The organism is Shinella sp. AETb1-6 (assembly GCF_009826875.1).
Lineage (GTDB): Bacteria > Pseudomonadota > Alphaproteobacteria > Rhizobiales > Rhizobiaceae > Shinella > Shinella sumterensis.
In genome coordinates this window covers 143,014-156,443 of sequence record NZ_WUMM01000004.1, presented here as the reverse complement: position 1 = coordinate 156,443, position 13,430 = coordinate 143,014, and the positions used below count along the sequence as shown (strand labels likewise).

The window sequence follows — 13,430 nt, the reverse complement described above, 5'->3', positions numbered from 1 at the left end:
CCCATGCCGCTTTCCGGCGCCATCGAGCGGCACGCCGCACACAATCCGCAGAACCCGGCTTTCCATCTGGAGGACCGGGTTCTTTCCTATGGGGCTCTCGCCGCGACCGCCCGGGCCTGCCACGGCGCCTTCACGAGCCTCGCTGCGCAAGCCGAAAGCGTCATCGGCCCGAAGACGCGCCTCATCGCGCTCGTTTGCGGCAACCATGCACTCTTTCCGGCCGCCTTTGTTGCCGCCACGGCGGGCGACAATTGCGCAGCGCTGATCGATCCGCATCTGCCCGACGCGATGCGCGGCCGGATGCTGGAGACGCTCGCGCCCGATATCGTCGTCACGGCAAACGGCGACGGCCTTCTCGCCAACGCGCCCCGCACGGGCGGGTCGCTCCGCATCGTCGAAAGCGCGACCACCGCCGCGCCGCCCCTGCCCGAGGGGCGCGATGACGACCCGTTCCTCATCGTCTTCACGTCAGGCACCACGGCCGATCCGAAACCGATCATCCGCGACCGCCGCTCATGGCGCATCAGCCTTTCGGCAGGCGCGCCGTTCTTCGGCATTGATGCCGAAACGCACAGCTACGCCCCGGGTCCCCTCGCCCACGGGCTTGCACTCTATGCCATGACCGAGACGCTGCTTGCCGGTGCGGCCTTCCATTCCGCAACGCATTTCGAGGCGGCAAGCGCCCGCGAAACGATCCGGACAGCCGGCATTCGCCGCCTCGTGCTGGTGCCGACCATGCTGCGCCGGCTCTGCGAGGGGCCGCCGGTGGCGAGCGTCGAGGCCATCACCGTGGCGGGCGCCAAGCTGACGGCGGCCGATCATGCGCTCAGCCGCCGCCACTTTCCGCAGGCGGCGCTGCGCGAATATTACGGGGCGTCCGAACTGGGCTTCATCACCGTCACGCGGCCGGATGCCGCCGCATCCTCGACGGCCGTGGGCCACGCCTTTCCCGGCGTCGCCGTCTCTGTTCTCGGCGAGGCCGGCAATCCGGTGCCGGTGGGCGAGACGGGCACGATCTTCGTGCAAAGCCCGCTTGTCGCCACCGGATATCTCGGCGCGGGCGACGGCGCGGGGCTCAAGCGTTTCGGCGCGCGCGCGACCGTCGGCGACCTCGGCTTTCTCGATGCGGATGGAACGCTGCACCTGCTCGGCCGGTCCGGCGGCATGGTGCTTTCGGGCGGCAACAACATCTATCCGTCCGAGGTGGAGGCGGCCCTGCTCGGCCTGGCCTGCGTGCGCGCCGCCCATGTCTTCGGCCGCGACCACGCCGATCTCGGCGGCGAGCTTGTGGCCGTGATCGAGCCGTCGGCGGACGGCCTTGCGGCAGACGATCTGCGGGCGGCCATGGCCGCGGTGCTGCCGCGCTACAAGCAGCCGCGCCGGATCTGGCTGTGCCCGGCAATGCCGGTCACGCCGTCCGGCAAGGTTGAGGCCAAGACGGTGCGGCAATGGGTTGCGGAGGGCAGCGATGCGCTCGAACGCCTCTTCTGATCCCGCCCGCATTCCCGTCGTCGCGGCGGCGGTGCGCACGCCGATCGGCCGCATCAACGGCACGCTCGCCGCCATCGAGCCGGCAAGCTTGGCCGCACCGCTCATCCGCCGGATCCTGGCCGACACGGGCCTTGCGCCCGATGCCGTCGATGACGTGATCCTCGGCAATGCCGCCAACAGCGCCGGCAACCTCGCACGCCTCGCCGCGCTGGAGGCCGGCCTGCCGGTTGCCGTGCCCGGTCTGACGGTCGACCGGCAATGCGGTTCCGGGCTGGAGGCGATTGCGCTGGCCGCGCGGCTCGTGCAGGCCGGCGCCGGTCGCTTCTACCTGGCCGGCGGCACGGAAAGCACCAGCCGCGCCCATCTGCGCCTGCGCCCGCCGGCAATGCCGGGCGGCATGCCGGAACCCGTGCCGCGCGCGCGCATGGCGCCCGATGCCATCGGCGACCCGGACATGGGGATCGCCGCCGAGAACGTCGCCGCCCATGCCGGCATCAGCCGCGCGCGGCAGGACGCCTTCGCGCTCGAAAGCCACCGCCGGGCGGTCGCGGCCCGCAAGGCCGGGCGGTTCGACGGCGAGATCGTGCCGGTCGAGACGCCCGGCGGCCTCGTCGCGCAGGACGAGTGCCCGCGCGAAAACACCTCGCTTGAGAAACTCGCCGGCCTGAAACCCGTCTTCCGGCCCGAGGGCACCGTGACCGCGGGCAATGCCTGCCCGGTCAACGACGGGGCGTCGGTCGTGCTCGTCACATCGCTTGCGGCGGCACGGGCGCTCGGCCTGGCGGTGCTCCTGGAGATCGTGGACAGCGTTACCGTCGGCGTCGATCCCAACCTGCTGGGGCTCGGTCCCGTGCCGGCCGTGCACACGCTTGCGGCGCGCAATGCCGGCCTCGATGCAGCACGCGTGCCCTTCCTCGAATTCAACGAGGCCTTTGCCGCGCAGGTTCTGGCCTGCCTCGATTGCCTCGGCATCGATCCTGCCGCCGTCAATCGCGATGGCGGGGCGCTGGCGCTCGGCCATCCCTATGGCGCATCGGGCGCGATCCTCGTCACGCGGCTTTTCGCGCAGATGCACGATGCGGCGGAAGGCACCCCGGCGCTGGCGATGATGGGTATCGGCGGCGGCATGGGCATCGCCACGCTTTTCCGAAAGGTATGAGGACCGACATGCGCAAGACGATCTATACCGGCGGCTGCCTGTGCGGTGCGATCCGCTTCGAAGCGACGGCGCCCGCGGAAAAGCCGCACACCTGCTCCTGCCGGTTCTGCCAGCAGCATAGCGGCGCGCCGACCGCCGCCTGGGCGGAGTTTCCGGCCGAGCGCGTGGCGTGGACGGGCACCGGCGGAAAGCCTTCGACCTGGCGTTCCTCCGATTATTCCAGCCGCGCCTTCTGTCCGGCCTGCGGCAGCTCGATCGGCGCCATCGACGACGATCCGGTCGTGGCACTGCTCATCGGCGGCTTCGACGATCCGCGCGATCCCGCACTGGCGCCGCAATACCATTCCTTCGAGGATTGCCGGCCGGACTGGCTTTCCGTCGAAACCGCCTCAGGCGAGGAATGACTTCAGCCAGTCGCGCACCCGCTGCGGCACGTTGACCGGCTGGCGGCTTGCGGGGTCGACGGCGACCCAGACGATCTCAAGGTCGGCCACCGGGCGCTCTTCGGATGAAATCGCGACGGCGAAGGTAAGCGAGGTCGCGCCGATTCGCGTCACCGCGACCTTGAACTGCGCGATGTCGTCCAGCTTCAGACCGTAATGGAAGGTGCAGGCGGACTTGCGCACGAAATAGACGGGGTCCTCCGGACCCTGCGGCCGATGGCGCCACAGGGCGGCGACCGCGGCCTCGGCATGGGCGTAATAGGCGGCATTGTGCATGTGGCCGTGCATGTCTATATCGCGGAACGGTATCCTGATATCGCTGGCCGTGATGTCTGCCGCCTGTTCCACGTCGTATCCCGGGGTTAGACCATGCTTCGTGCCGTTGTTAGAGCCTTCGGCGACCCCCGGCAAGTGATTGACCTCGAAGAGGCCGATCCCGTGGCTCCCGGTCCGGGTGAGGTGGAAATCCGCATCCGGCGCGCGGCGATCAATCCCTCCGACCTCATCCCCGTCACCGGCGCCTATCGCAGCCGCACCACCCTGCCCTTCGTGCCGGGCTTCGAGGGCGTGGGCAAAATCATGGGCCTTGGTGCCGGTGTCACCGGCTTGTCCATCGGCCAGCGCGTGCTGCCGATCGGCGCGAGCGGGCTGTGGCAGCAGCGGCTCGTGCGGCCGGCGGCGTGGTGTTTTGCCGTGCCGAATGATCTTTCCGACGATCAGGCCGCCATGGCCTATGTGAACCCACTCACGGCCTTTCGGCTGATCGATGCCGTGCAGGCGCATTTCGGCACGGCCGGCAGTCAGCGCGTGGGCGTGACCGCCGCCGCATCCGCCATCGGCCGGATGCTGCTCGTGCTGCTCGCCGAGGTGGGCTTCCATCCTGTCGCGCTGGTGCGCAGCGCCGCGACGGCCGAACGGCTTGCCGAAACCTTTGCCGGCGAGATCGCGCTTGCGGCGGCACCCGATCTCGATGCCGTGCTCGATGCGGTCGGCGGCGAGGCCGGCAACACGCTGTTCCGGCAGGTCAGGGCCGGCGGCGCGTTCATCCAGTACGGCGCGCTTTCCGGCGCGCAGCTTGATCCGGCACTGGTGGCGGAAAGGCGCGAGGCGGTGGCGTTCTCCTTCCTCTGGCTGCGCAACTGGGTGCATGCCGCCCCGCGCGCCGATATCGAGACCGCCTTTGCGCGCAGCTTTGCGGGCATCCGCGCCGGTGTGCTCGGTTCCGCCATCGACGGGGTGTACCCGCTTTCACAGCTTGCCGCCGCACTCGATCGCCAGGATGACCCGGCGCGCACCGGCAAGCTGCTTCTTGCGCCATGACCGTTGAAAAGGCGTGGACACCGGCCCATTTCCCGTGGACCGCGCCAACCGCAATGGATAGCTTCCGGCCATGACGACGTTCCTTTTCGAGAACCCGATCTTCCTCGAGCATCACACGCCCGAGGGCCACCCGGAGCGGTCCGACCGCATCCGCGCGCTCAACCTTGCGCTGGAGCATGAGCGCTTCGCCCCGCTGGTGCGTGAAAAGGCACCGCAGGCGAACGAGGATTTCGTGCTGCTCGCCCATCCCGAAAGCCATCTGCGCGCGGTGGTGGACGTAATCCCCGAGGAAGGCATCAACCATTTCGAGGCCGATACCCATGCCAGTCCCGCAAGCCTTCAGGCGGCGCTGACCGGCATCGGCGGCGCGGTCGCGGCCGTCGATGCCGTCTTTTCCGGCAACGCCCACAACGCCTTCGTCGCGGCCCGCCCGCCCGGCCACCACGCCGAGCGCGAGAAGGCGATGGGCTTCTGCTTCTTCAACAATGCCGCGATCGCCGCCCGCCACGCGCAGAAGGCGCATGGCGCCGAGCGCGTCGCCATCGTCGACTGGGACGTACACCACGGCAACGGCACGCAGGACATCTTCTTCAACGATCCCTCCGTGCTGTTCTGTTCGACGCATCAGATGCCGCTCTATCCCGGCACCGGCGCAAAGGACGAGACCGGCGCGGGCAACATCGTCAATGCACCGCTTTCGCCCAACGACGGCAGCGATCATTTCCGCGACGCCTTCAAGTCGCGCGTGCTGCCGCGGGTCGCCGATTTCAAGCCGGACGTGATCATCATCTCTGCCGGCTTCGATGCGCATCACCGCGATCCGCTGGCGCAGATCAATCTCGTCGCCGACGATTTCGACTGGGCGACGGCGCGGCTGATGGAACTCTCCGAAAAATCGGCCGATCACCGCGTCGTCAGCCTGCTGGAAGGCGGCTACGACCTGGAAGGCCTTGCCGAATCCGCCGCCACCCATATCTATCGCCTGATGAGAGGCTGACCATGAACACCCCAACCCCCGCCACCGATGTTTCGGCGCTGTCCTTCGAACAGGCCGTCGAGGAACTGGAAAAGATCGTCGCGGCGCTGGAGCGCGGCGACGTGCCGCTCGACCGTTCCATCGAGATCTACGAGCGCGGCGAAGCGCTGAAGAAGCACTGCGAGACGCTGCTTTCGGCCGCCGAGAACCGCATCGAGAAGATCCGCCTCGACCGCGCCGGCAAGCCGCAGGGCACCGAGCCGCTCGACGGCGCGTAAGCCTTCAGACCTGTGCTGCGACCGCGGCCTTGTCGATGATCGACCAGACGTTGCGGATGCGCGCATCCTCGAATTCGTAGAAGACGTTTTCGGTGAACGACACCCTGCGGCCATTGACCGGCAGACCGAAAAGGTCGCCCACCGGTGTGCAGTCGAAGAGCAAGCGGCTTGCCACGCGCGGTGGGTCGATCACCAGGAAGTCGATGGCGAAATGCAGGTCGGGGATTGCCTTGAAATCACCTTCCAGCATGATGCGGTAGCCTGAAAGGCCGATCCGCTTGCCGTTGTAATGCACATCCTCGTGGACGAAGCTGCCGAGATCGGCCCAATCCTGCCTGTTGAGACAGGCAATGTAACCGCGGTAGAGCGCTTCGAGGTTCTGTCCGGTCATGATCGTCTCCTGCTTTCGGCGAATATGGCGTGGCGCGCGCCAAAAGCCAGAAATGGCCAAGGCTGACCACACCGTCAACAGCACGCGCCCTATCCACGCCCCGCCCCGCCCGCTAGCATGCAGCCCACGAACCAACGACAGGAGGGTGCCATGAGCTTTTTCCCCGGACAGGACCCCGAAGCCGGTGATGCGCCGGCCTGCGACGCGCTGGAGCTGCTGATCATTCCGCGCACCAGCGATATCGGCGGGCTGGAGGTGCGGCGCGCCCTGCCCACGGCCAAGCGCCGGCTCGTCGGCCCGTTCATCTTCTTCGACCGCATGGGACCGGCGTTGCTGCGCGCGGGCGAGGCGATCGACGTGAAGCCGCATCCCCATATCGGCCTGTCCACCGTCACCTATCTCTTCGACGGCGAGATCAAGCATCGCGACAGCCTGGGCACGGAAATGGTCGTGGCGCCCGGCGATGTGAACCTGATGACGGCCGGGCGCGGCATCGTGCATTCGGAGCGCTCGCCGGAAAACCTGCGCGGCCGGCCGCAGTCGATCTCGGGTCTGCAGACCTGGCTTGCCCTGCCGGACCATCTGGAAGAGGCCGCTCCGGTCTTTGCCCACACCACCAAGGCGGAGCTTCCGGCCTTCTCCGCCGACGGCATTACCGGCCGCACGATCATCGGCCGCTATGAGGGTCATGCCTCGCCCGTCAGCGTACCGACCGATACGCTCTATACGGACCTGACGCTTGCACCGGGCGCTTCCGCGCCGCTTGCCGCGGACTGGGAGGAGCGCGCGGTCTATGTGCTCTCGGGAACGCTCGATGTGGCGGGCGATGTCTTCGCGTCCGACCAGCTTCCGGTTTTCCGCGCCGGCGACGCGATCACGCTCAAGGCCGGCCCGCAGGGCTGTCACATCATGCTGTTCGGCGGCGCGGCGCTGGGCTCCAAGCGCTATATCTGGTGGAACTTCGTATCCTCTTCCAAGGAGCGCATCGAGCAGGCCAAGGAGGAGTGGCGCACCGGCCGTTTCGATATCGTGCCCGGCGACGAGGAGGAATTCGTGCCGCTGCCCGCAGGCTGACAGATTCGATTGCAAGAGTGCCAGGCAAAACGGGAGGAGATGCATGGCTGACAAAACGACGAAACCGGACGGCGTCGTCCTTCTCTCAGGCGGCAACCCGCAGATCGCCAAGGGAGAAGGTGACGCGCCGGTAAAGGCCTATATCGCGGCCATGCCAGGCTGGAAGAGCGACATCGGCCGCAAGCTCGACGCTCTCATCGAAAAGACCGTACCGGGCGTCCGCAAGGCGGTGAAGTGGAACTCGCCCTTCTATGGCGTGGAGGGCGAAGGCTGGTTCCTCAGCTATCACTGCTTTGCGAAATACATAAAGCTGACCTTCTTTCGCGGCACGTCGCTCGATCCCGTTCCGCCGGTGTCTTCCAAGACGGACGAGACGCGCTATTTCCATATCCATGAAGGCGAGGCGCTGGACGAACGACAGCTTGCGGCTTGGATTAGCCAGGCAAGCGCGCTTCCCGGCGAGCGCCTGTAACGCCAATCGAGGACAACCGCGATGACCGAGGAAAAGAACGGGACCGAATCGCCTTCCGTACTGATCGACCGTCGGATTTCCGAACTGGCGGACTGGCGTGGTGAAACGCTGGCCAAGGTGCGCGCCGCTATCCGTGAGACCGACCCCGATATTGTCGAGGAATGGAAATGGCGCGGCGTGCCGGTGTGGGAACATGGCGGCATCATCTGCACGGGCGAGACCTACAAGGCCGTGGTCAAGCTGACCTTCGCCAAGGGCGCTGCGCTGGAGGACCCGGAGGGCCTGTTCAACGCCAGCCTGGAGGGCAATACGCGCCGGGCCATCGATCTGCGCGAGGGCGATGCGATCAGCGAGGAGGCACTAAAAGACCTGGTTCGCGCGGCCATCGCGCTCAATCGGGCATCCCGCAGTGCCAAAAAGCGGTGAGTGCCGCCGGGGCGTGTCTGCAAAATGCCCCAATGCGCGCAGAGAGTCCGCGCCTGTGACGGATTGAGCGGTATCAATCCGCCGAAAACCAATCTAGACTTGCCGAAAAGGTTGAAATCGCGCTCGGCATTCTGCATTTGACAGGCAAGCGCGGTTGCGAAACCGCACGCCCGGGCCGCGCCTCCGTGAGGGAGGCATCGCCGGCGGGCGCGACAACGAGGCATGAGAGTGACACAGACGCCAGCCACCCCCCTGCTCGACCAGGTCCGCATTCCCGCAGACCTGAAGGCCGTGGACGATCGCGACCTGCCGCAGCTCGCCAGCGAACTGCGGTCGGAAATGATCGACGCCGTTTCGCGCACCGGCGGGCATCTCGGCGCTGGCCTCGGCGTGGTGGAACTCACCATCGCCATCCACAAGGTTTTCGATACGCCGAAAGATCGCCTGATCTTCGATGTCGGCCACCAGTGTTACCCGCACAAGATCCTGACCGGCCGGCGCGACCGTATCCGCACGCTGCGCCAGGAAGACGGCCTTTCGGGCTTCACCCGCCGCGCGGAAAGCGAATACGACCCCTTCGGCGCCGCCCACTCCTCGACGTCGATTTCCGCCGGCCTCGGCATGGCGGTCGCGGCCGATCTTGCGGGCGAACATCGCAATGTCATTGCCGTCATCGGCGACGGCGCGATGTCGGCGGGCATGGCCTATGAGGCGCTGAACAATGCCGGCGCGCTCGATGCGCGCCTCATCGTCATCCTCAACGACAACGACATGTCGATCGCCCCGCCGACGGGCGCGATGAGCGCCTATCTCGCGCGCCTCGCCTCCGGCCGCACCTATATGGGCTTCCGCGAACTCGGCAAGAAGCTGACGGCCTATCTCGGCAAGACCGTCGACCGGGCGATCACCCGCGCCGTCGAGCATGCGCGTGGCTATGTCACCGGCGGCACGCTGTTCGAGGAGATGGGCTTCTACCATATCGGCCCGATCGACGGCCATTCCTTCGATCACCTGCTGCCGGTGCTGCGCAACGTGCGCGACAATGCCAAGGGCCCCGTGCTGATCCATGTCGTGACGCAGAAGGGCAAGGGCTATCCGCCCGCCGAAGCCGCCGCCGACAAATATCACGGCGTCAACAAATTCGACGTGATCACCGGCGCGCAGGCCAAGGCGAAACCGAATGCGCCGGCCTATACCTCTGTCTTCGCGGAAGCGCTCGTGCAGGAAGCCGGCTTCGACGAGAAGATCGTCGGCGTCACCGCGGCCATGCCTGCCGGCACCGGCCTCGACAAGCTGGCGAATGCCTTCCCGGCGCGCACCTTCGACGTGGGCATTGCCGAACAGCACGCCGTAACCTTCGCCGCCGGCCTTGCCGCCGAAGGCTACAAGCCGTTCTGCGCGCTCTATTCGACATTCCTCCAGCGCGGTTACGACCAGGTGGTGCACGACGTGGCCATCCAGGGCCTGCCGGTGCGTTTTCCCATCGACCGCGCCGGTTTCGTCGGCGCCGACGGGCCGACCCATGCCGGCTCGTTCGACACGACCTATCTCGCGACGCTTCCGGGCTTCGTGGTGATGGCCGCCGCCGACGAGGCAGAGCTGAAGCACATGGTGCGCACCGCAGCCGCCTATGACGCCGGCCCGATCTCCTTCCGCTATCCGCGTGGCGAGGGCGTGGGCGTCGAGATGCCGGCGCGGGGCGAAATCCTCGAGATCGGCAAGGGACGCCTCGTCAAGCAGGGCTCCAAGGTGGCGCTGCTGTCCTTCGGCACCCGCCTGGCCGACTGTTTGCTGGCCGCCGAGGACCTCGACGCCGCCGGGCTTTCCACGACGGTTGCCGATGCGCGCTTCGCCAAGCCGCTCGACCACGACCTGATCCGCCAGCTTGCCCGCCACCACGAGGTGCTGATCACCATCGAGGAAGGTGCGGTGGGCGGCTTCGGCAGCCATGTGCTGCAGTTCCTCGCCATGGAAGGCCTGCTCGACCACGGGCTGAAGGTGCGCCCGCTGGTGCTGCCCGATATCTGGATGGAGCAGGCCAAGCCCGACGCGATGTACGCCAAGGCCGGCCTGGACCGCGCCGGCATCGTATCCACCGTCTTCAAGGCGCTCGGCCAGAAGGCCATCGGGGTCGGCGCGGCCGGCTGACCGGCCCCCTGCCCGTCCCCGGCGAGGCCGTGACGCGTCTTTCTCCGGCGCGTCACCTTTTCTCAACCATGCCGTTTTGCAACCGCGTAACCACATCCCTTGGCCGTTCCGAAACCTCCGGCTGCTAGTGTCCCGTCAAAGACAAAAAAGACCGGACAGGGATTTTCACCATGCGTTACGCGCATCTTGCGGTTCTCGCCGCCGCACTTTGCCATGCGCCGGCGATGGCGGCGGACGAGCGGCCGGCGCATGACCCGGCCATAGAGGCCGCGGCGATCGCCATCCTCCAGAAGAAGCTGCCGGATATCCGCAAGTCGCACGATATCGGCGAGGAGCCCGTGATCGTCCGGCGCGAGCCGCCGCAGGCGACCTTGCAGGGTATTTCGGCGCTGATCGATCTCGATTCGGCGCGTGCCTTTGCCGGCCGCATCATCTGGCTGTGATTCCGGGGCTTGCCTCTTTTCGCGCAAGGCGTCATGAGAGGCGATGTCCGAACCCACCGAAACCATCCGCCTCGACCAGCTCCTGCTGAATGCCGGCCTCGTGCCCAGCCGCTCGCGAGCGCGCGATTCCATCGCGCGCGGCACCGTGACCGTCAACGGCCGCGTCGTCACCAAGCCGAGCTCCTGCTTTCCCGCTTCCGCCGTCATCGCCATCGACGACCCCGCGCAGGACTACGTGTCGCGCGCCGCGCTGAAGCTGACGGCAGCGCTCGACCATTTCCGCCTCGACCCCGCGGGCCTCGACTGTCTCGATATCGGCGCTTCCACCGGCGGCTTCACGCAGGTGCTGCTGGAGCGGGGTGCGGCCCATGTCGTCGCCATCGATGTCGGCCACGACCAGATGCATCCGAAATTGCGCGCCGATGACCGCGTCACCAATCTCGAGGGCCTCAATGCACGGGCGCTCACCACAGACGATATCGAGGACCGGCCGGTTGGAGGCATCGTCTCCGACGTGTCCTTCATCTCGCTGAAGCTTGCACTCCCGCCCGCGCTCTCCTTCGCCGAAGCCGGCGCTTTCTGCGTGCTTCTCGTCAAGCCGCAATTCGAGGCGGGCCGCGAGGCGATCAGCAAGGCGGGGCTTCTGAAAGACCCCGACAGCGCGCCCGCGGTCGCTGCCGAACTGGAGCGCTGGCTGGTGGAGGACATGGGCTGGAAGAGCCTCGGCCTCATCCCCTCGCCGATTGCCGGCGGCGACGGCAATGTCGAATTCCTGCTGGGAGGCGTGAAGCCATGACGACCGAGACGCTCACCATCGCGCGGCTCGGCAGCGGCGGCGACGGCATTGCCGACACGCCCGCCGGCCCGGTCTATGTGCCCTTCACCCTGCCCGGCGAGACGGTCGCCGTCGCGCGCGTCAAGAACCACGGCACCGTCATGTCCATGTCGGTCGCCTCGCCCGAGCGGATCACGCCCGCCTGCGTGCATTTCGGCCCTGACGGCAAGAACGGCACCTGCGGCGGCTGCACGCTGCAGCATGCGGGCGACGCGCTCTATCATGACTTCAAGCGCTCGCTCGTCGTCAACGCCCTGAAATCCAAGGGGCTGACACCGGACGTAGCGCCGCTCGTCACGGCCGCGCCCGGCCAAAGGCGCCGCGTCACCTTCACCGCGCGCAAGACGGAAAAGGGCATGCTGCTGGGCTTCAACCAGGCCGGCAGCCACCACATCGTTTCCATCGACCACTGTCCCATCGCCAGCGACGGCATCGTGTCCCGGCTGGATGCGATCCGCCAGGTCGCGGCGGCCATCGCCACCTCGGCCGAGCCGTTCCGCGTGACCGTGCTGGAAACGCTGACGGGCCTCGACCTCGCCTTCGAGGGCGTGAAGAAGGTCGGCTCCCGGGAACGCCATGCCGTGACCGAAAGCGTGCTGGCGCTGCGCGGTATCGCGCGCGCGACCAGCGACGGCGAAATCCTGATCGAGCCGATGAAGCCGGAGATCGAGTTCGGCGGCGTGCGCGTCTCCCCGCCGTCCGGCGGCTTCACCCAGGCGACGAAGCCTGCCGAGGAGGCCATGGCCGACCTCGTGCTGGCCGCGCTCGGCAAGGCCAAGCGGGTCGCCGACCTCTTCGCCGGCTCCGGCACCTTCGCCCTGCGCATCGCGCGCCAGGCCAAGGTGCACGCGGTGGAAGGCGAGGAAAAGGCGATCAAGGCGCTGGACCATGCCGCGCGCAACACGCAGGGCCTGAAGCCCGTGACCATCGAAAGGCGCGATCTCTTCCGCCGCCCGCTGATGGCCTCCGAACTGAAGGTCTACGATGCCGTGGTCTTCGATCCGCCGCGCGCGGGCGCGGAAGACCAGTGCAAGGAACTTGCCCGCTCCGGCGTGAAGACCATTGTCGCCGTGTCGTGCAACCCGATCAGCCTTGCCCGCGACCTGGCAATCTTGACCGCCGCCGGCTACCGGATCCGCCTCGTGACACCCATCGACCAGTTCCTCTGGTCGGCCCATGTCGAGGCGGTTGCGGTTCTGGAAAAATAGGGTCGGCTCAACGGCGCGTCATGAACGCCTCGAAGGCTGCGCGCGCCTCCGGGCTCTTCAGCTGCGCGGAGAAATGGCCGAGTTCTTCATCGATGCGCGCAAGCACGTCCGACCGGTCGCCGCGAACCAAGTTGCGCGCAATGGCCAGCGCCTTCGGCGGCTTGGCGGCAAGGCGGCCCGCGGCGGCGAGCGTTTCGCGTTCGACGGCACCGGGCTCGACGACCGCATAGACAAGGCCTGCCTCCTTCGCCGCGCTCGCGGAAAGGCCGTCCCCGGCAGCCAGCAGCCCGAAGGCCCGTTGGTGGCCCATGAGGCGCGGCGCAAGCAGGCTGGAGGCCGCCTCCGGCACCAGCGCGAGGTCCACGAAGGGCGTGCGGAATTGCGTGCGGTCGGAGGCATAGGTCAGGTCGCAATGCAGGTGGATCGTGGTGCCGATACCGATGGCAAGCCCGTCCACGCCGGAAACGAGCGGCTTCATGTAGGTGGCGAGCGCGTAGAGAAAATCGACCGCCTCGCGCGCCATGGCGCCGCCCATCGCGACGGCCATGAAATCGGTGAGGTCGTTGCCGGCGGAAAAGCAGCCGTCCGAACCGAGGAAGACGGTGGCGCGCACGCCCTCGTCCACATCGCCCTCTTTCAGCGCCGCCGTCATGGCCTCGTACATCGCACGGGTGATGGCGTTCTTCTTGTCGGCGCGATTGAAGCGGATCACCTGGACGCCCGGTGCGGCCTCGGGACGCTCGATCAGGATATGGTCGGTCATGTT

Annotated in this window: 16 protein-coding genes; 13 read left to right on the top strand and 3 right to left on the bottom strand. The window is 67.4% G+C overall.

What is annotated here, in order from left to right:
* The first annotated feature begins 3 nt into the window (after positions 1–3).
* From GR158_RS08525 to GR158_RS08515, 3 genes are read left to right on the top strand one after another with little or no spacing between them, the layout of a single operon-like run.
* Entirely contained in the window at positions 4–1,491 is a 1,488-nt protein-coding gene (locus tag GR158_RS08525) for a class I adenylate-forming enzyme family protein (RefSeq protein ID WP_160870749.1), read from the top strand.
* The gene (locus GR158_RS08520) at positions 1,469–2,650 is read left to right on the top strand and encodes a thiolase family protein (protein WP_160870748.1); all 1,182 of its coding nucleotides are present in this window, start codon (positions 1,469–1,471) and stop codon (positions 2,648–2,650) included. The genes GR158_RS08525 and GR158_RS08520 overlap by 23 nt, the downstream gene beginning before the upstream one ends.
* A gap of 8 nt (positions 2,651–2,658) precedes the next feature.
* A complete protein-coding gene (locus tag GR158_RS08515; RefSeq protein ID WP_160870747.1) occupies positions 2,659–3,054 on the top strand; it encodes a GFA family protein in 396 nt (131 codons plus the stop codon).
* On the opposite strand, the gene GR158_RS08510 is transcribed toward GR158_RS08515, so the two are convergent.
* Complete coding sequence (locus tag GR158_RS08510; RefSeq protein WP_371731633.1) at positions 3,040–3,441, bottom strand: acyl-CoA thioesterase; 402 nt, start codon at positions 3,439–3,441, stop codon at positions 3,040–3,042. The two genes, GR158_RS08515 and GR158_RS08510, sit on opposite strands and share 15 nt — an antisense overlap.
* A 21-nt stretch (positions 3,442–3,462) precedes the next feature.
* On the opposite strand from GR158_RS08510, the gene GR158_RS08505 reads away from it, so the two are divergent.
* From GR158_RS08505 to GR158_RS08495, 3 genes are all read left to right on the top strand, one after another.
* On the top strand, positions 3,463–4,413 hold the full coding sequence (locus GR158_RS08505; RefSeq protein ID WP_160870746.1) for a zinc-dependent alcohol dehydrogenase family protein: 951 nt from the start codon (positions 3,463–3,465) through the stop codon (positions 4,411–4,413).
* Between the two features lie 70 nt (positions 4,414–4,483).
* The gene (locus GR158_RS08500) at positions 4,484–5,410 is read left to right on the top strand and encodes a histone deacetylase family protein (protein WP_160870745.1); all 927 of its coding nucleotides are present in this window, start codon (positions 4,484–4,486) and stop codon (positions 5,408–5,410) included.
* Positions 5,411–5,412: 2 nt separating this feature from the next.
* Positions 5,413–5,667, top strand: a complete 255-nt coding sequence (locus GR158_RS08495) for an exodeoxyribonuclease VII small subunit (protein ID WP_134648902.1) — start codon at positions 5,413–5,415, stop codon at positions 5,665–5,667.
* A 4-nt stretch (positions 5,668–5,671) separates the two neighbouring features.
* Here GR158_RS08495 and GR158_RS08490 read toward each other — a convergent pair whose 3' ends face one another.
* A complete protein-coding gene (locus GR158_RS08490) occupies positions 5,672–6,058 on the bottom strand; it encodes an ester cyclase (protein ID WP_160870744.1) in 387 nt (128 codons plus the stop codon).
* A 150-nt stretch (positions 6,059–6,208) separates the two neighbouring features.
* On the opposite strand from GR158_RS08490, the gene GR158_RS08485 reads away from it, so the two are divergent.
* The 7 genes from GR158_RS08485 (at position 6,209) to GR158_RS08455 (ending at position 12,664) form a co-directional block, all read left to right on the top strand.
* Positions 6,209–7,132, top strand: coding sequence for a pirin family protein (locus GR158_RS08485; protein WP_160870743.1), 924 nt, complete (start codon positions 6,209–6,211; stop codon positions 7,130–7,132).
* A 43-nt stretch (positions 7,133–7,175) separates the two neighbouring features.
* Positions 7,176–7,604, top strand: a complete 429-nt coding sequence (locus tag GR158_RS08480) for a DUF1801 domain-containing protein (protein ID WP_160870742.1) — start codon at positions 7,176–7,178, stop codon at positions 7,602–7,604.
* Positions 7,605–7,625: 21 nt separating this feature from the next.
* On the top strand, positions 7,626–8,030 hold the full coding sequence (locus GR158_RS08475) for a DUF1801 domain-containing protein (RefSeq protein WP_160870741.1): 405 nt from the start codon (positions 7,626–7,628) through the stop codon (positions 8,028–8,030).
* 228 nt (positions 8,031–8,258) lie between these two features.
* On the top strand, positions 8,259–10,178 hold the full coding sequence (gene dxs, locus GR158_RS08470) for a 1-deoxy-D-xylulose-5-phosphate synthase (protein WP_160870740.1): 1,920 nt from the start codon (positions 8,259–8,261) through the stop codon (positions 10,176–10,178).
* A 170-nt stretch (positions 10,179–10,348) separates the two neighbouring features.
* On the top strand, positions 10,349–10,621 hold the full coding sequence (locus GR158_RS08465; RefSeq protein WP_160870739.1) for a hypothetical protein: 273 nt from the start codon (positions 10,349–10,351) through the stop codon (positions 10,619–10,621).
* Positions 10,622–10,664: 43 nt separating this feature from the next.
* The gene (locus tag GR158_RS08460) at positions 10,665–11,417 is read left to right on the top strand and encodes a TlyA family RNA methyltransferase (protein WP_160870738.1); all 753 of its coding nucleotides are present in this window, start codon (positions 10,665–10,667) and stop codon (positions 11,415–11,417) included.
* Positions 11,414–12,664: a class I SAM-dependent RNA methyltransferase gene (locus GR158_RS08455; RefSeq protein WP_160870737.1), complete on the top strand. Its 1,251-nt coding sequence runs from the start codon at positions 11,414–11,416 to the stop codon at positions 12,662–12,664. The genes GR158_RS08460 and GR158_RS08455 overlap by 4 nt, the downstream gene beginning before the upstream one ends.
* Positions 12,665–12,671: 7 nt before the next feature.
* Here the strand turns inward: GR158_RS08455 and GR158_RS08450 are convergent, their stop codons facing one another.
* Positions 12,672–13,427 carry a crotonase/enoyl-CoA hydratase family protein gene (locus GR158_RS08450; protein WP_160870736.1) on the bottom strand — a complete coding sequence of 252 codons (756 nt, stop codon included), beginning with the start codon at positions 13,425–13,427 and terminating at the stop codon, positions 12,672–12,674.
* Positions 13,428–13,430 lie beyond the last annotated feature (3 nt).

Coding starts and splice junctions, on each gene's coding strand:
- GR158_RS08525 (WP_160870749.1), top strand. CDS start 4: ATGCCGCTTTCCGGCGCCATCGAGCGGCACGCCGCACACAATCCGCAG.
- GR158_RS08520 (WP_160870748.1), top strand. CDS start 1,469: ATGCGCTCGAACGCCTCTTCTGATCCCGCCCGCATTCCCGTCGTCGCG.
- GR158_RS08515 (WP_160870747.1), top strand. CDS start 2,659: ATGCGCAAGACGATCTATACCGGCGGCTGCCTGTGCGGTGCGATCCGC.
- GR158_RS08505 (WP_160870746.1), top strand. CDS start 3,463: ATGCTTCGTGCCGTTGTTAGAGCCTTCGGCGACCCCCGGCAAGTGATT.
- GR158_RS08500 (WP_160870745.1), top strand. CDS start 4,484: ATGACGACGTTCCTTTTCGAGAACCCGATCTTCCTCGAGCATCACACG.
- GR158_RS08495 (WP_134648902.1), top strand. CDS start 5,413: ATGAACACCCCAACCCCCGCCACCGATGTTTCGGCGCTGTCCTTCGAA.
- GR158_RS08490 (WP_160870744.1), bottom strand. CDS start 6,058: ATGACCGGACAGAACCTCGAAGCGCTCTACCGCGGTTACATTGCCTGT.
- GR158_RS08485 (WP_160870743.1), top strand. CDS start 6,209: ATGAGCTTTTTCCCCGGACAGGACCCCGAAGCCGGTGATGCGCCGGCC.
- GR158_RS08480 (WP_160870742.1), top strand. CDS start 7,176: ATGGCTGACAAAACGACGAAACCGGACGGCGTCGTCCTTCTCTCAGGC.
- GR158_RS08475 (WP_160870741.1), top strand. CDS start 7,626: ATGACCGAGGAAAAGAACGGGACCGAATCGCCTTCCGTACTGATCGAC.
- GR158_RS08465 (WP_160870739.1), top strand. CDS start 10,349: ATGCGTTACGCGCATCTTGCGGTTCTCGCCGCCGCACTTTGCCATGCG.
- GR158_RS08460 (WP_160870738.1), top strand. CDS start 10,665: ATGTCCGAACCCACCGAAACCATCCGCCTCGACCAGCTCCTGCTGAAT.
- GR158_RS08455 (WP_160870737.1), top strand. CDS start 11,414: ATGACGACCGAGACGCTCACCATCGCGCGGCTCGGCAGCGGCGGCGAC.
- GR158_RS08450 (WP_160870736.1), bottom strand. CDS start 13,427: ATGACCGACCATATCCTGATCGAGCGTCCCGAGGCCGCACCGGGCGTC.